Annotated in this window: 17 protein-coding genes; 3 read left to right on the forward strand and 14 right to left on the reverse strand. The window is 41.3% G+C overall.

From position 1 onward, the window contains the following. Positions 1-112: 112 nt before the first annotated feature. The 3 genes from thiD to MKY93_RS11215 all read right to left on the reverse strand — a co-directional run bounded on the left by thiD (position 113) and on the right by MKY93_RS11215 (position 4,397). Positions 113-943 (reverse strand): bifunctional hydroxymethylpyrimidine kinase/phosphomethylpyrimidine kinase, encoded by an 831-nt coding sequence (gene thiD / locus MKY93_RS11205; protein ID WP_078816960.1) that lies wholly within the window; start codon positions 941-943, stop codon positions 113-115. Positions 944-1,121: 178 nt separating this feature from the next. Next, entirely contained in the window at positions 1,122-2,816 is a 1,695-nt protein-coding gene (locus tag MKY93_RS11210) for a methyl-accepting chemotaxis protein (RefSeq protein ID WP_340759096.1), read from the reverse strand. Between the two features lie 234 nt (positions 2,817-3,050). Then, complete coding sequence (locus MKY93_RS11215) at positions 3,051-4,397, reverse strand: dihydrolipoyl dehydrogenase family protein (protein ID WP_340759097.1); 1,347 nt, start codon at positions 4,395-4,397, stop codon at positions 3,051-3,053. A 210-nt stretch (positions 4,398-4,607) separates the two neighbouring features. On the opposite strand from MKY93_RS11215, the gene MKY93_RS11220 reads away from it, so the two are divergent. Together MKY93_RS11220 and MKY93_RS11225 are read left to right on the forward strand one after the other, a co-directional pair. Further along, the gene (locus MKY93_RS11220) at positions 4,608-5,594 is read left to right on the forward strand and encodes a polysaccharide deacetylase family protein (RefSeq protein WP_340759098.1); all 987 of its coding nucleotides are present in this window, start codon (positions 4,608-4,610) and stop codon (positions 5,592-5,594) included. A 79-nt stretch (positions 5,595-5,673) separates the two neighbouring features. After that, positions 5,674-6,195, forward strand: a complete 522-nt coding sequence (locus MKY93_RS11225; protein WP_340759099.1) for a cupin domain-containing protein — start codon at positions 5,674-5,676, stop codon at positions 6,193-6,195. 45 nt (positions 6,196-6,240) lie between these two features. Here MKY93_RS11225 and MKY93_RS11230 read toward each other — a convergent pair whose 3' ends face one another. The 10 genes from MKY93_RS11230 to qoxA all read right to left on the reverse strand — a co-directional run bounded on the left by MKY93_RS11230 (position 6,241) and on the right by qoxA (position 15,552). Further along, on the reverse strand, positions 6,241-7,806 hold the full coding sequence (locus tag MKY93_RS11230; RefSeq protein WP_340759100.1) for a YndJ family protein: 1,566 nt from the start codon (positions 7,804-7,806) through the stop codon (positions 6,241-6,243). Then, positions 7,799-8,407, reverse strand: coding sequence for a DUF4166 domain-containing protein (locus tag MKY93_RS11235; protein WP_340759101.1), 609 nt, complete (start codon positions 8,405-8,407; stop codon positions 7,799-7,801). The genes MKY93_RS11230 and MKY93_RS11235 overlap by 8 nt, the downstream gene beginning before the upstream one ends. A gap of 10 nt (positions 8,408-8,417) precedes the next feature. After that, positions 8,418-9,317 (reverse strand): DoxX-like family protein, encoded by a 900-nt coding sequence (locus MKY93_RS11240; protein ID WP_340759102.1) that lies wholly within the window; start codon positions 9,315-9,317, stop codon positions 8,418-8,420. Between the two features lie 142 nt (positions 9,318-9,459). Beyond that, positions 9,460-10,170, reverse strand: a complete 711-nt coding sequence (locus MKY93_RS11245; RefSeq protein WP_078816967.1) for a hypothetical protein — start codon at positions 10,168-10,170, stop codon at positions 9,460-9,462. A 235-nt stretch (positions 10,171-10,405) separates the two neighbouring features. Then, positions 10,406-10,774 (reverse strand): hypothetical protein, encoded by a 369-nt coding sequence (locus MKY93_RS11250; RefSeq protein ID WP_078816968.1) that lies wholly within the window; start codon positions 10,772-10,774, stop codon positions 10,406-10,408. An 80-nt stretch (positions 10,775-10,854) separates the two neighbouring features. Beyond that, positions 10,855-11,670, reverse strand: coding sequence for a hypothetical protein (locus MKY93_RS11255; RefSeq protein WP_078816969.1), 816 nt, complete (start codon positions 11,668-11,670; stop codon positions 10,855-10,857). A 99-nt stretch (positions 11,671-11,769) separates the two neighbouring features. Next, positions 11,770-12,060, reverse strand: coding sequence for a cytochrome aa3 quinol oxidase subunit IV (gene qoxD / locus MKY93_RS11260; RefSeq protein WP_009497765.1), 291 nt, complete (start codon positions 12,058-12,060; stop codon positions 11,770-11,772). A 1-nt stretch (position 12,061) separates the two neighbouring features. After that, positions 12,062-12,658: a cytochrome aa3 quinol oxidase subunit III gene (qoxC, locus tag MKY93_RS11265; protein WP_078816970.1), complete on the reverse strand. Its 597-nt coding sequence runs from the start codon at positions 12,656-12,658 to the stop codon at positions 12,062-12,064. Beyond that, entirely contained in the window at positions 12,655-14,601 is a 1,947-nt protein-coding gene (gene qoxB / locus MKY93_RS11270) for a cytochrome aa3 quinol oxidase subunit I (protein WP_009497767.1), read from the reverse strand. The genes qoxC and qoxB overlap by 4 nt, the downstream gene beginning before the upstream one ends. Positions 14,602-14,634: 33 nt before the next feature. Next, on the reverse strand, positions 14,635-15,552 hold the full coding sequence (qoxA, locus tag MKY93_RS11275) for a cytochrome aa3 quinol oxidase subunit II (RefSeq protein WP_078816971.1): 918 nt from the start codon (positions 15,550-15,552) through the stop codon (positions 14,635-14,637). Between the two features lie 544 nt (positions 15,553-16,096). On the opposite strand from qoxA, the gene MKY93_RS11280 reads away from it, so the two are divergent. Then, positions 16,097-16,486: a hypothetical protein gene (locus tag MKY93_RS11280; protein ID WP_078816972.1), complete on the forward strand. Its 390-nt coding sequence runs from the start codon at positions 16,097-16,099 to the stop codon at positions 16,484-16,486. A gap of 47 nt (positions 16,487-16,533) precedes the next feature. On the opposite strand, the gene MKY93_RS11285 is transcribed toward MKY93_RS11280, so the two are convergent. Further along, positions 16,534-16,755 carry a small, acid-soluble spore protein tlp gene (locus tag MKY93_RS11285; protein ID WP_078816973.1) on the reverse strand — a complete coding sequence of 74 codons (222 nt, stop codon included), beginning with the start codon at positions 16,753-16,755 and terminating at the stop codon, positions 16,534-16,536. Positions 16,756-16,764: the final 9 nt, after the last annotated feature.

Here is a 16,764-nt window from a genome sequence, read left to right on the forward strand (position 1 = left end):
AACCTTAACAATTTTTTATCGATAAGTAAAACCATACGAACTCAATGAACATTCGAAAAAACCATCTTCCGCACTTCATTTACGGAAGATGGTGACTCACCCATTCACATATTTACAGCTGTTCCACTGTCACACGACAGCTTGTTTCATCATATTTGCCATAAGCTGCATGGTATGTAGGTCCTACTCCTTGCTTAAATGTTAACGAATGACGAATAGCTGCCGTAATGAATTTTTTTGCCTCAATCACAGCTTCAGGTACAGTTTGCCCTTTTGCAAGTCCTGCCGTTATCGCTGCCGAATAACTACAGCCCGCTCCATTTGTATGAATCGTATCGATGCGCGGTGCCTCAATTAAATAAAATTGTTTTCCGTCGCATAATACGTCTACTGCTGGACCAGTTAATCGGCCGCCTTTTACGAGCACAAATTTCGGACCTAAATCAATTAGACGACGTGCTGCTTCCTTCAGATCCACAACTGAGTTTAGTTCCATTCCATTCAGTAAATATGTTGCTTCCGGCATATTCGGTGTGATAATCGTTGCGAGCGGCAGTAGTTCGTTTTTCATTACTTCCATGGCATCTTCTTTCAATAAAGCAGAGCCCATTTTACCGATCATGACCGGATCCACTACAATATTATCTGCCTCCGACTGTCGGATCCACTGTGCTACGTTGACAATAATATCTTTAGTGAACAGCATACCCGTCTTTAACGCATCGACTCCTATATCCTCTTCAATCGTCACCAATTGCGCTTCAATCGCTTCCCAAGATTGCGGGAATACTCCTGTTCCGGTTCTTGGATTCTTCGCAACAATCGCTGTAACTGCTGTCATGCCGAATACATCGAACTCTTGGAAAGTTTTTAAATCTGCCTGGATGCCTGCTCCACCCCGCGCTGCAGATCCAGCAATGGTTAGTGCTCGTTTTATGTTCATTGTGACATCTCCTTAGTAATGGATAACTGCGCTATTGTAACGAAACATATGACGTTATTTAAAGAGTCAATTTCCATCATTCCAACAAGTTCAATTGACTCAAGCGCCTGCCGTTATGGAAAACAGGTACTCCTACCATTCCCGACGAAACGGTATATGCCAGAGTACCTGTCATGTATTATATTTTGAACTGTTGAATCATCTCTTGCAAATCAATTGCCTTATTGCTGAGATCGTTAGCCACTGCATTAATTTCTTGAACAGTTGCCATCTGTTCTTCCATCGCTGCAGATGTTTGTCCTGTTTGTTCCGAAGCTACCTCTGCCAGTGAAGCGATATCTGTGACAGACGCAGATACTTCTTCCGCACTTGCCGAAATCTCTTCAGTCGCAGCAGATATTTCTTCAATTTCGTCATTCATTTTTTGAACCGCTTCTACGATTGTCATAAAAGAATGTGCAGCGTCCTCAATCACTTCTACACCTTGAGTCGCATTGGATAAGCTATCTTGTACCGACACTTCAACATTTCTCGTATCATGCTGAATAGCAGAGGTTAAGCTGGCAATCTGACTTGCCGATGCTTTCGATTCTTCCGCTAATTTTCGAACTTCATCCGCAACGACTGCGAATCCTTTGCCGTGCTCACCTGCACGCGCGGCTTCGATTGCTGCGTTAAGCGCCAGCAAATTGGTTTGTTCTGTGATGCTCGTAATGACATTTGTAAATTTCTCTATTTCAGCGGATTGCTGGCTTAATCGTTTGATCATCTCATTCGTTTCTGAAGATGAAGTATGAATAAGCGCCATCTGTTCTTTGGCAAACTGCATCGTTCTTTCACATTCCATACCCAGCTTCATGGCATTTTCTGCACGGTCATGCAGGCTGACTGTTGACTCTGCAATCCGTTGTACCCCTGTAGCCGTCTCTTCCATAGCTTTTGAACTCTCTCGGGCAGAGACAGCAGATCCCCGTGCACCGTTTGAAATGCTTTCCACGGCCTTTGAGAAGTCTTCAGAGGAATCCGCCACTTCATTCGTACTCGCTGAAAGTTCTTCGGCAGAGGCTGTCAAATGAAGTGCATTGTCATGGACATCACCAATTACTTTGCGGAGATTATGCTTCATTTGATTGAATGAGTCCGCCAATTCGCGAAGTTCATCCTTGGAATTGAGTTCTACATCTTCACGAGTCAAATCTCCTGAAGCGATGATTGCTGACTCTGCAGTTACTCGCCGCAAAGGACGGGTGATAATTCGGGTGATATAGATGGAAATAACTAGCGCCAATATCAAGGCAATTATGCCTGCAAAAATCAATCCCCATTTTGCAGAGTTAGCAGCTTGTTCGACTTCACTCATCTGGGTTTCAAGATTTTCATATTGCACCGCAATCATTCCATCCATTGATTCACGTATTTGAGTATCGAGCGGGCGCATTGTCTCTTCTAATACAATGCCTGCCTGGCTCGTTTGGCCCGCCTTCTTCAAATCAATCACACGGGATGCAGCTTCCGAAAAGTCCTTTGACATTATAGCGATGCCATTAATAAAGTCTTTGGTCTCTTGAAAATTCTCACTCTCCACCATATTTTGCAATATACCTATACCTTGTCGTGCTTTTTCTTCATATTCGATAAACTTCTCTACATCCTCAGACTCTCCTCGCAGAATAAACGAACGGATGTATGATCCTGACAATGCGAGTTCAGTTTTTACGGCTTGTGCTTGCATCGTCAATGCGACACTGCCCTGCATCATCTCATCATAACTACTTTCAATTTCATTCAACTCATAATGATTCCAAGCCGAGGATAATAAAATCACTACTAAGATTGCCCCGAAACCCGTATATAGCTTTTTTCCGATTGACATTTTTGATTTCCCCCATCTACATGTTCATGCTAAAGATCATTCAATCTCTGCATAAAACTTTCCTTGCCCTTTGAATACTTTATGCATAGCCACCTACTTTATCGTCAACTTTTCTTTATTTATAACAACTATGACTAATGTTCATTTTTTCAAAAAAGAAAGACAAAGGGAATGTCCACCCTTTGTCTATTCGTTCAGATGATTAAAACCCCATGGAACTATTTCCACCTAATACTAGATCATATAAGAAATATCCGAAGCTGAAGTTGGATATGCAAACGGCATGTCTTTTAATTCCTGAAGAGAGAGTTTAAACCGGATAGCCAAAGCGAAAAGGTTTATAAGCTCATCTGCTTCTTCGCTAAGTAAATGAGCTCCCAGTACCACGCCTTCTTCCTGATCTGTAATCACTTTAAAAGCTGCGGACGATTCGTTCGTCCTTTTATACGTGAACCAGTCAGTCGTGTTTTGATACTCCACGTGGAAGCCCAGTCCCGATTTTTTCGCCTGTTGTTCACTCATCCCTACCGATGCCAGCTTGGGGACTGTAAAAACGACTGATGGAATGACAGGATATTTTGCTTTCTCAAAGTTCCCCTCCAATAAATTGGCCGCTACCAAGAGCGATTCGGCCTTAGCAATAGGTGTTAAGGGCGGCCCATCCGTTGAAGCTGCATCTCCCGCTGCGTAGACGTAAGGATTGCTGACACTCTGCATGTATTCATTCACACATACCCCTTTCTTGTCGCGCTCCACATTCCCTCGGTCCAACTCCATATCGAGCGCCGCCGTCCGTCCTGCCCCATGCACAACTAAGTCGGTTTCCCACTCTAGTTCTTTCTCGTTTTGCTTTCCCTTTACAACAAATGAATCTCCACGCTTCTCAATCGCATCCACACTTACTTCCAAATGAACCTGAATACCAACTTCTTTTGATAGTTCCATCAGTAAATCAACTAAATCTGGATCAAAATGCTTCAGTACACGTTCACTCCTATGCACAATATGAACTTCCGAACCTGCTCTAGCTGCAATATGCGCAAACTCAAATGAAATAAACCCGCCCCCGACAAAAACGATGCGTTTTGGGAGTTCCTCCAATTCCAAAAATTCATCACTTGCCCTCAAATATTCTTCTCCCCCAATTCCCATCTCTATAGGTTCTGCTCCGGTCGCAATTAGGATATACTTACCTTTCAAGAGCTCTGAACCAACTTTCAGTTCATTCTCACTATAAAAAACTGCTTTCCCATGATACGAATCCACACCCAACTTCTTAAATTTCTCTTCCGTATTTTGGGGAATTGTTGCCGTAAATGTGCGTTTGAATTCCATCAGATTTCGCCAATCAAACCGAGCCGCCGTCCGCACCCCTTTGCCATACATCCGCTCATTCCAATCGGTCAGCTCAGCAATTCCTACCAACACCTTCTTCGGGTCACAGCCGCGCTGAGAACATGTACCGCCAAATGGGCGGTCATCTATAATTGCCACACTCCAACCGGCTTCCTTACATTTACTAGCTGCAATTGATCCGCCAGTTCCCGTTCCAATTACAAGCAAATCATACTCCTTCACCATATCCAATCTCCTCCTTTAGCCATTACCTATTAAAAAATTTGCTTTCCTAATCTAGGAGCACGCAAATCGCTTATTATGTAATGAAATACCCTGAATTCAAATTGTCACACTTCTAATACTTTACAGTTCATTTATCAAAAGCATAGTTCCCTATGTTTAGGAAATACTTATTAGTAAAACCATTTACGTAACAAAAAGGAGTTGAAAACAGTGAAGAACTTAAGCATACTTTCTCTTCTCATATGTATCGGAATCTTGTGCTGGGGTGTTTCCACGAAGTATTTAGGCATCGATTCACGTCCAAATAGTAAGGCTTCTGCTTCGAAGCTCAACCAAGATGAGCTTTATAAGGAATTGGAAGCATTCAGTAAAGAACATAAGATACCTGCAGTTGATGCAAAAGTAGATCGAGTTTGGAAAGCAATCCCTGGATACAATGGTCTCGAAGTGAATATAAAAGCCAGCTATGAAAAAATGAAAGTCAGTGGCAAATTGAATCCCTCGGAAGTCATCTACCAAGAAATTTCTCCTAGCGTTCATTTGGAAGATTTGAATCCTCCACAACCCATATTCAGAGGTAATCCCGAAAAACCAATGATAGCTTTTATAATTAATGTTGCCTGGGGCAATGAATATATTCCAGACATTTTGGACGCATTGAAAAAACATCAAATAAAGGTATCTTTTTTCTTTGACGGGAGCTGGGTAAGCAAAAACGCGGATATAGCGAAATTAATTTTCGAGGAAGGTCATGAAATCGGAAACCATGCATACAGTCATCCAGATTTGCAGCAGAAATCCGAAGCGGAAACGGTCGAAGAGTTAAGGAAAACGAATGAAATCATTTCGAAAACATTGGGAATTGATCCGCCAAAATGGTTTGGACCGCCAAGCGGAAGTTTCAATCAGCAAACTGTCGAGGTCGCCGATCAGCTTGGAATGCATACGGTTTTATGGACAGTAGACACGGTGGATTGGAAAAAACCAGCAACAACGGTGATGGTGAACAGAGTAGTATCCCATGTCGAAAACGGCTCCATGGTATTGATGCACCCTACATCGCCTGTTGCAGAAGGTTTAGAGGATATGATTATGCAGATTAAAGAGCAAGGATATAGGCTCGGCACTGTCAGTGAGCTGATGAGTGAAAAACACTTGAATGGTGCGGTTAGGGATATTGAGAAGACAGTAAATTGAAGTCAATCATAGTTTAACGCAATTTCCTCTGTTGAGAAGCATACAGTAAAAAGATATGGTCAATAGTATAGAGGAAAGGTTGATTTTACTGATTTCAAATCACGATCAGTACGCTGCAAATGTTAATAAAAGTACATTCTTCAAGAAAGACGAACAAAACTTCATTAATATTCTTAGCATTCAGCAATTGAATACACTAAACGATATTTCGATGCTCGATATCTTCCTTAGCAAAAACAGTATTATCGAGCCCCATTACCATCCCAATGCATCCGAACTGACCTATTGCGTATCCGGTTCCGCCACCATTTCATTAATGAATCCTAACACGAAAAAATTTCAACATTATCAGATCACCCCAGGACAGGTGGTCAATATTCCTCAAGGTTGGTGGCATTATCAAATCGCAAATACTGATGATACCCACTTACAAGGAATCTTTAATACCGATACACCCGAAGTGATTTTAGGTTCAGACATTCTAACAGCAACGCCAGCTGACGTTTTCGCCTATACGTATGGTCTGGATGAAAATCAATGGATAGCGGCGACTGCCAATATCCAGCCTTCGATTTTGATTGGTCCTCCAATGGATGAATAAAAGCAAAAAAGCGACAGCTGCTAAAAACTGTCGCTTTTTTCCTACTTAACATCGATTAATCGAATATTCAATCGTCAGGAATGGCAGCGCAAAAATCCTCATAGTATGCGTTGCTTTTAAATACCCATTCCCCACATCTTGAATTAAAAAGTCTTCTTGCAAAGGCAACTTGAATAACCCCTCACTGCCTATCGATACATACACACCTGCATCTGAAGATGGTTCGGACCGATTGCTCGTCAACCGCAAGTCTTCTCCTGCTGAACACAACTCCAGTATGCCCGTCATTGTTGTAAAAGGCAAAGGCAGCGCGATATTCATATACATCCGACCATTCGTTTGATGTTGCGAATAAAGAGCCGTGAATATTGTTTCATTGCCGACTTTCCGTTCCCACGCACGAACATTTTCTCTTCCATCCAACCCGTCATACAGAGTATAAATACTTCCAGTCATCTCAACTTCTTTATTGCTAAAAGGCAAATTTATTTGCTGTGTTCGCTTACTGATGAATGAATACAGAAATGCAAATGGCTTGAACCAAGCATGCCAATTGACGGAAGCTCTGAGTCTGTAATCCGTTGTATTTTCATAAAAGTCAATAATATGTGCAGAGAGATTCACTGACTCTAATTTATAAACGCTTAAATCATCAGAAAGACCGCGGTATCTCCCGACATCCCCGATTTTCTCTGCAAACTGCCTTCCACGGATCTGACTAATGGGAAAAGAATGCGGTTGGAAACGCGTTGCCGGAATAGCAAAAGACCAACCACAGATACCTAGTAAAGCAAAGAAGACGCAGTTCAAAACACCATGAAAACGAAGCATAAAGTCGATCGTGACAGAAAACAGCCCAAATCCATTGCTAAGTACATAGAGTACGGAAAATGAAATTGTCACAGCGAGTGCAGTAAATGAAATCCGAATTAGCCATTTTTGCAGTGAATTCGAAAAAGGTAACTTCCAGGCAATCAAAATGATTCCAGCCAAGCCATAGATATATAAAAGAACTGAACCGACTTCAATCCATCGCGAAAACGTAATGCCGATCGCCACAACTATCGGTGCAACGACTAATGCAGCAGTAGAACTTCTATACAAACGCGAAGTATGAAGACGCCCTATCAATCCTGAAAAAACCGGTAAAAGGAACGCCGAGTAATGGAAATGAATGGCCGTCAACCAAGTCAGCAACGGACTGAAACCTAAATCAATTCCGGCAATAAAAGCAAAATACCAAACTCCACCCATCGCCAAGTAAATCAATCCTATATCGATCGCAAACTCTTCCAGGTTCGTAAACCCTCGATGAAGAAATCGGAATATCCCATAAAGCGCAATGTATAGCGTAAACAAAAGGTAGATCGCCGCCAACAAAATATCCCAGTCAGACGAAGTAATTTGTTCAATTACAACCGCCGCATAAGCCGGTACCGCAAAATACGGATAGACTCGGAAAAACCAATCGCGTTCCTTACATAGAAGCCACAGCATAATCGGAATATAGACAAGTTGCGCAACGGACAGCAAGATATATGGCCAAGGATTTACATTAAAAACAGCAGTGAGAAAGAATAACAGCACATGAACCAAAATGAAATTAGGCATCGACTGTAAACTCTCCTTCATATGAGAACACATTTCCTATTAAAGGGTTCTTTACAACAACAGAAATTCGAAAGACTTCAGATTGATCATCATATGTTTCCACAATTGTCGCCAACCCCTGAAAAAATCGAGGCAATGGGATTTCTATTTTGCCAAGCACTAGCCGCTGATCCATTGAATTGATCTCCAATGCTCCTTCATCCGAGACAGTGAATTGCAAGTCCGAGTAAAGTAAATGCGGCTCTCCCAAATAATCTTTCACAACCATTCGTTTTTCATCTAAACTCATCAACGCATTGAAATAGCGTATTTTCTTCGGAAAGAAAAACTTGCGTTCCCAATGTATTTGCTGTTCTTCTTCTGAATTGACAAAAGATGAATTAATGATTGTGAAGGGGATATCTTGTCCTCGCTCGGGAAAAAGCAATTTCCATCTCACGCCTAATTTAAATAGTGGATAAAGCCATCTGGGTCCACCTTGTATAGAGTCCATTCTTCCTGAAGCTCTAAAGACAGAACCTTTTTCAAAATCATATCTTTTTTGAAGTTCAGGATGAAGACGCAAAAAATCTGCCTGTAAAACCTTTTGATATATGGTCATCTTCATCACCTCATTTCTTCCTTTTACAAGATGTAGCAGTTGGAATGTCTTTGCTCATTAGCAATCCAATCCCAGTCAACATCATCAAGGACAGATTGAAAGTTACCGGATTAAACGGTTGGATCGCAGTTTCAGGAGAAGCGATCAGGGCGGCAATTGTTAGAAGAGGAAAGAAGACGATCTGCATTATAAAAAGATGTCGCTTCTCTTTATAGATCAACCAAAATAAACCAAATAAAACTTCCACTATCCCGACAACCATTACTGCGTATGTCGCCTGGGCACTTGATAAAGACAAGCCGCTTGCGATCATGGATTTTTCCTGCGGATGCATCGCGACCAGTTTAGGCATCAAGCCTTGATAAACCCATAAGAAAGCAAAGAATACAGTCAGGAGTTGCGTTGTAAAAAAACGTCTGTATTGTGATGCCGGCGCTTCACCTTTTTCCAACCATCTCTTTAACACATCAAAACTCAAAGCCGTTGCATACCCCATTAGCGGTCTGAAAAACAAATCAAAGAAGCGACCGATTTCCCCAAAATTCGCAGTATAATCATACTGCGTTAAAAACCTAGTCCCATTCTCTATCGGCTCGTACTTCCAATAACCTCGTCCTTCCCGTATAGGCGATACTTTCTGATCCGTTCCGAAATGAAGTGCCGAGCTTCGTGACCCGTTCTTTAATTGCTGCGAACCACTGCTTTTCCCCCAACCTTCCACCGTCAAAAACGGACCTGCCTTTCGTGTGTAGGTGAAAAATTGAGGCTCTTCTTCATTTTTAGGAAGATAGCTAATCGAAGAAAAACGCAAATCCCATTGCGCATGCAAGTCAGGCTCTTGAGATGCATCCCATACTCGCTGAATAGGGACTTGAATCGGTATTTCTACGTAAATAGGTTTTGTCTTCATTTTAAACACCTCTAGAATGTCTGGAATGATTTACTAACTATATTCATATTAGTTTAGCATAGTTTAGTGCATGACAATAAAGGGCCCCTAGCCAATTTGGTCGAGGCCCTGCGTCAAATGTATATCCCTACTAACTACTCATTCATTTCTTCCTGATGAGATTATGATTCACAACCCAGCCCAACATCTTTTGTTCCATCCTTCTCATTAACTCTCTAAACCCTGTTGCCAGTGCATTGATTTTACTTTCATGTGTACGCACAATTTCATGAAGGTCTTCAGTTTCCTCCTGTAATGCCGTAAACTTCTGATCAATTCCATGTAAATGAAGTTTCTGTTGGCTAACTTCATTTCCGACTTCTTGCATAAGTTTTCCATTTTGGTCCACACGTCTTTTCACATCTTGTAGTATGGCTAGTTCATTCCCCAATTCCTTGAACTGCTGACGTTGATATTCTTCCCTTTGATTTTGCATTACAGCTGCTTCTGCCAATTGATTTTCAACATCATGAATTTTCATTTGTTGGTCATGAGCGGTGGCTCCCAACCTTTGGACTTCTTGATTTATTCGCAGTTTTTCGTTCAACAGCAATTGATCTCGATCGTCTTGTTTTTCAACCAAACTCTCTACATGCTTCAGCATTTTTTTCTGCTTATGAAGCATACTGGTGCGCTGATTTTGTAACTGTTTTCTTAGATCTCGATTTTGTTCTTTCATTATTTCGATTTTCTTTTCAAGTGCTTGTGTTTTCACTTGATTTTCCGCTATTCCTTCCTGCAGTTGCTGAGTCTCCTCACAATAAAGACTACGGGAGACCAATTGTTGATTCTCCGGTGGGGGAGGAAAAATCATATGGTAAACCTCCTCTAATTATCAATGCTCTATATTCGTACACTATGCATGTGTAACTTGAAGGGTGTTATTTTACTTCCTAATAGATACATATCCTTCTTCACCGCCAAAATATTTAACTACAGTTATGCCCTCTATATTAAGCATTACCGTCTAGAAAGCGCTAAATAAAATGGCCGCATATCGATTAAACAATCGACATGCGGCCGTTTTCAGTGAAACTAGAAAGTGATTCTCATCTTCCCTTTACAATAGATAACAACCCCAAAACTCCGCCTACTACAACTGTCAAAGCAGTAAGTCTTTTTACATCCAGTGTAGATTGAAACTTCACCTGATCCGGTGTGATGATGTATACCCCCACCGGTTTTACTTTAAAAGAGCCTCCACCACCTTCTCCACCGTTTCCGTCCCCACCGCCACCAACTGCATACTTGATTTTTGCTACAGGAACCACTTTTTGCAAGCCCAGTTCAATAGGTTCTCCATAGACTAAGGATACATCTCTTTGATTAGCAAACTTCTTGAAAATGGTCTTAACAGGTGTTTCAATATACCCTTTTGGCAAGGCATTCGTGTTTACTTGTTCAGCTCCACTACTCATGGTCATTCCTCCCTTATCCTACTCTTTCGCTCTGCATCTAAATTTCCCTTTTATCTATATGAAGCAATCTCTCTAGACAGTCATTCAAAACTCACAATTGTCTCCAATAAATTCTGCGCTGACGATACTTCAGTAACTTCAACGACCACTCTTCCTTTTGTCCAAATGGCATAATGACTGTCTCCTGTAGCATCCAAGCGAATTAGCCCATACATTTTTGGTATCGGCAATGTATGTTCTTCTAAGTACTTAACACTTTGTTTAGCTAAATCAACTCCTTGTTCAGGCTGCTGAATCGAAGTATGCGTAGCCAACGCCCATCTGCCTTCATTCCAACTCGTCCATAAATTGCCGACACCTGCATCTTGATAGCCTGTGATTTCAAATCCCAGGTCTACTTTCTGACCCCCTACTTTAGAATAGTCTTCAAACTCAATGGTCTCATCGGCTTCTTTTTCAGATGAATAGATTTCGACTTTGAGGTTTGCTATTTTCTTGATATCTGGACGTTCTTCTTTTAGTATTTCATTATTAATAGGAATCAGATCTTTGGTTGAATAAAAGTCGATGAAATATTCGTTCTGTCGGGATTCTGTTTTCGCCGTAAGATGCTGTCCTTTTTCCAGAGGCAGATGATTTGGCAATATTTTCTCCACATTTGTTTGCAATTCATCTGCAATTGCGCTCAGTACTTCTTGTTGCGTCAAAGGTTCCGCTTTTCTATCTTCTATTTTATCTCCAGTCGTTTTATCATCAGGTTTTGTCTTCACTTCTCCCTGATCTGCTGAAGTTTCTGCATCAATTTGAGACTCTTTGACTGGTTCATGATCCGCAGAACATGCACTCAATACTACTAGCAGAAAAATCAATAGGCTACCGTAAACTCGCTTTTTCATTCGCTTCATTCCTTTCAATTAATCTACTATATCATTTCCCTCTTACAACATGCGGTAAGCATAAAAAAGACATCATGCATTCGCATGATGCCCTTTCTTTCATAACATCTGATAGCCCCACATCATCGCAAATAATGTGCCGAAGATGGTGACCAGTCCTACAAATAATGCGTAGCCAATATTGGTCAACAGTGCAGTTTTGTTTTCATTCTCCCCGACATGCATGAAAAGAAACAACTGTAAGCACGCTTGAATGATAGCTGTCACTCCCAATATGGTCATACCCATGCCAAACGATAGATCAAACTTAATGACGACGAGTGCGATAAGTGAAAGGAGCAATGAAGAAACAAAACCGATCACATGCGGTACCGGAAACAGTTCTTTCAACTTACATCATCCCTTTCATATAGACAAAACTGAAAATAAAGATCCAGACAACGTCTAGGAAGTGCCAATACAAGGAGAAAATAAAGGATTTATTTGCCGTCTCCGGTGTAAAACCACGTTTTTTCACTTGCAACAAAATCGCACCGCCCCACAGCAAGCCGAATGTCACGTGAGCTCCATGGGTTCCAAGCAATGTAAAGAGCGCGGAAAGGAATGCACTCGTTTGCATTGTCGCACCTTCATGTACATACGTGAAAAACTCCATAATTTCCACGCCCAAGAATCCGAGGCCCAGAAATAACGTAATACCAAAGAAGGTCATCATCGCTTTTTTATTGCCTAATCTCATGGCGTGAATGCCAAGACCGATGGTGAAACTGCTCGACAGCAATACAATTGTTTCGATCATCACAGGCGTGAGTTCAAAAATATGACTGCCGCCCGGTCCATTCCCTATATTATTTTGCAATGTAAAATAGACAGCAAAAAGAGTCGAGAACAATACGATTTCCGCGCCAAGAAACACCCAAAATCCAAGTATTTTCAGCTTATTTTCCTCTGTACTATATTCCAATGGCAACGAGTGATCTATTTTCATTTTTTCTCACCTCTCAATGCATTTTCTGTCCGTTCAATTTCTTCGACAGTAACATAATGTCCATGATCTTGTTCAAATGTTCGATATGCCATCGTACCTAAGATAAACATTCCGGCAATAATCGCAGGAAGCCACCAGCTGAAGACCATGAAGAAACCGAAGAAGAAAAATGCCACGCCCATGATGAACGGCTGACCGTTGTTGTTCGGCATATGAATCGGTTCATAATCCCCTTCTTCAGTCAACGATTTGCCTTCTTTTTTCGCAAACCAGAAAGCATCCAATTTATCGACAACCGGTGTCTTCGCAAAGTTATACTCTGGAACAGGACTTGGTGTACTCCACTCCAATGAGCGCGCATCCCAAGGGTCTCCCGTTACTTCACGCGGCTGATAACGTGTACTCCAATAAATATTGTAGACTAGCAGGATGAAACCGATCGTCAAGCCCACAGCGCCAACCATGGAGAGCATATTTAACGGGCCGTATCCTGTGCTTTCAGAATAGGTATACATTCTACGCGTCATACCATTCAATCCCAGGATAAAGAGTGGGAAGAATGTAATGTTGAATGAAATCGCGATAAACCAGAACGCCCATTTCCCCAGTCTTTCATTCAATTTAAAACCGAACACTTTCGGGAACCAATAATGGAAGCCGGCGATGACGCCAAATACAGTACCCGGAATCAATACGTAGTGGAAGTGCGCAACCAAGAACATTGTATTGTGATATTGATAGTCGGCACTCGCCATCGCTAACATGACGCCTGTTACCCCTCCGATTGTAAAAATCGGAATGAACGCGAGTGCATAGAGCATCGGGGTCGTAAAACTTATTTTCCCTCGCCGCAAAGTAAAGAGCCAGTTAAATATTTTCACACCAGTCGGTACTGAAATGGCCATTGTTGTAATGGAGAAAACACTGTTGACCATGACACCATGCCCCATTGTATAGAAATGGTGGACCCATACTAGGAATGACAGCAAGGAAATGACGACCATACTATAGACCATTGATTTATAGCCATACAAGTTTTTCCGGGCAAACGTAGCAATGATCTCGCTGTAAATACCGAATGCCGGCAAGATAACAATGTATACTTCCGGATGACCCCATACCCAGAACAAGTTCGCCCAGAGCATGTCCATTCCGCCGTTTTGCATCGCAAAGAACTGCGTGCCGAATTGGCGGTCGAGCATCATTAACGCAAGTGCTACTGTCAATACAGGGAAAGCGAAAATAATAATGACACTTGTTATCAAAATGGACCATGTAAACATCGGCATTTTCATTAATTTCATACCAGGTGCCCGCATTTTAAGTATCGTCACGAGGAAATTGATCCCCGTCATAAGCGTCCCGATTCCTGCAATCTGCAATGCAAGGGAGTAGTAGTTATTTCCGACAGTCGGGCTGAACTCCAAACTGGCAAGCGGGAAATATGCAGACCAACCTGCATCAGGCGATCCTCCGATGACAAAGGAAATATTCAACAGCATCGCTCCGAAGAAAAAGAGCCAGAAGCTGACTGCGTTTAAACGCGGGAATGCTACGTCCCGTGCTCCAATTTGAAGCGGAACGACCACATTCATTAAACCAATAATGAAAGGCATTGCCATGAAGAGAATCATGATAATCCCGTGAGTTGTGAAAATTTCATTGTAATGCTGTCCGTCAAGCAAACCATTATTTGGTACAGCCGTTTGCGCTCTCATTAAAAGTGCATCGACTCCTCCGCGGAACAACATGAGTAAAGCGGCAATAATATACATGACACCAATCTTTTTATGGTCAACCGTGGTCAGCCATTCACGCCAAAGATATCCCCACTTTTTAAAATATGTAAGACCAGCCGGAATCGCGATGGAGACAAGCACAATACTGACCATCGCCGCGTAAATCATCGGTTCACCGGTGACAAAAAATTCATCCCATTTCATAGATGTAAACTCCTTTCGAGGTTTGGGTTGAAACTAGTTATTCTGATGTTCACCGTGTATAGTTGAATCATTTTCATGCATCGTTCCCATGTCCATGTCCGCATTTTTCTCGTGTTGATGGCCTGCATGCTCACCTTCAGGGGCCGGAATGAATCCTAAATGCGTAGACCTATAAGTTTTACGGCCCAAAATACCAGGCTCAAGCAAGTGATTGAACTCTGCTTCTGTTAACATAGGCGCTGTTTCTTTCACATCCTGCACCCATTCGTCATACTGTTTTGCAGTCAGGACTTGTGCTTCAAACTCCATATGTGCAAAGTCTTTCCCGCTAAAGTTGGAGTTTTTTCCTATATACGATCCTGGCGTATCAGCAGCCAAATGAATCGTCGTCACCATATCACTCATTGCATATTTTTGGCCTGCCAACTGAGGAATCCAAAAGCTTGTGATCGGACCGTATGAATAAAGTTTGAATTCAATCGGACGATCTTCGGGAATATTAACGTAATTCACTGTTTCAATGCCTTCTTCAGGATAACTGAAATGCCATTTCCAGTTGGATGAAGAGGCATAGACAATGAGTGGTTTTTCATTTGCATATGCTTTTGGTGTATTTTCCACGTCTACCGTAGAGCGTACAGTGACGACAGATAAAATCACTACTATGATGATCGGAATGGAGATCCACGTTATTTCCAACCATTTGCTTCCTTCTTCATGCGGCGGCTCATAATCAGCAGCCAATTTAGACGATCGATACTTCACTAACATAAAAGCAAAGAGAACATACACAACGAATAAAATTCCCGCCATCATTAGGATAGAAAAGAGAATTGTATCCGATATCGTTTGAGCCTGTGGACCTTTTGGGTCGAATATAAGCAACGGGTTATCACAACCGGATAAAATCATGAGTAGAAAACTCGAAATTAATAACCACTTTTTCTTCAATGGGGCTCCCCTCTTCCTTCTGTATTTAAAGCGCTCATATTCCATTAACTATATTTAAATATCAATAAAAGCTAATATTTATTACATTTAAAGTAAAATAGCACTTTTGTGAAATCTATATTATGCCTTTCATAAATGAAAAACAATAGATAACAATCGTTGTCACAAAAGGTTCTTATATATATTTTTATATATTTGCAACTCATTAAAATGTTAGAAGTTAATACAAATTAAAGGAAAATTGGATTGTGAAATTATTGTGAAAAACTATATATTATAAACCGTTTCACTTGACTATTTTACATAAAAAGTATTTTCCACTGCGAAAATGCAATACAAAAACCTCATGGAAAAGAGCCAATTACCTTGTGATTGGCTCTTTTCCATGAGGGGAACCCTGTACCTATTCTCAACCTATCTTGCATATAATAGAACAAACTTAACAGAAATGACGAAAAATCAACATGTTTATTATAAAGAATAGTTATGAAGTGAATGGTAGCACATATCTAAATTCTCCAAGATTGAAAGGAGGTGAATAAACATGGGAGCGAAATGGATTAAAGCGGCTGTTATTTATTTTTTAATCGGAGTAGGTTTTGGACTTTATATGCACGCGACAATCGAACTTCAGTGGGGGGCAACACACGCACATATAAATGTTGTTGGGTGGTTGACGACTGCTGCAATCGGTATTATTTATTCAGTATATCCGAAAGCCGGAAACAGTGCGTTAGGAAAAGCACAATTTTGGCTCTATAACATCGGATTGCCGATCTTATTGCTAGGTATGTTGATCATCCAGCCAGCTATCGGTGCCCCATTGATGCTCATACAAATTTGTGTTTGGGGCGGAGGTATCGCTTTAGCTTTCTCTATTCTTCTATTTATCGTAAATGTGTATAAAAATGTAGAGGCGCCGGCGAGAGTATAAACAAAGATAACTGGGCAACATAGAGTAAGTTCGTTGCCCAGTTATCTTTAAATATATCCATTAATTCGCGATTTGTCTTCTTCATGTATTTCACTCTTTAAGTCTTTAATGCTTTCTTCCCTACGGTCATTTTTTTCTTTGATTTTGGCACGTTCTTCACCTTCTGCGAAGTGCATTGCTTCCTTCGCGGCTTCCATATTGCTGATTGTTTTGTTCAATCTTTCCTTGTTATCAGCTGGATCATTCGGCTTGGGAAAGTTTTTATCCATTTTCCATCC

The sequence above is a fragment of the Sporosarcina sp. FSL W7-1283 genome, from assembly GCF_038003105.1.
GTDB lineage: Bacteria > Bacillota > Bacilli > Bacillales_A > Planococcaceae > Sporosarcina > Sporosarcina newyorkensis.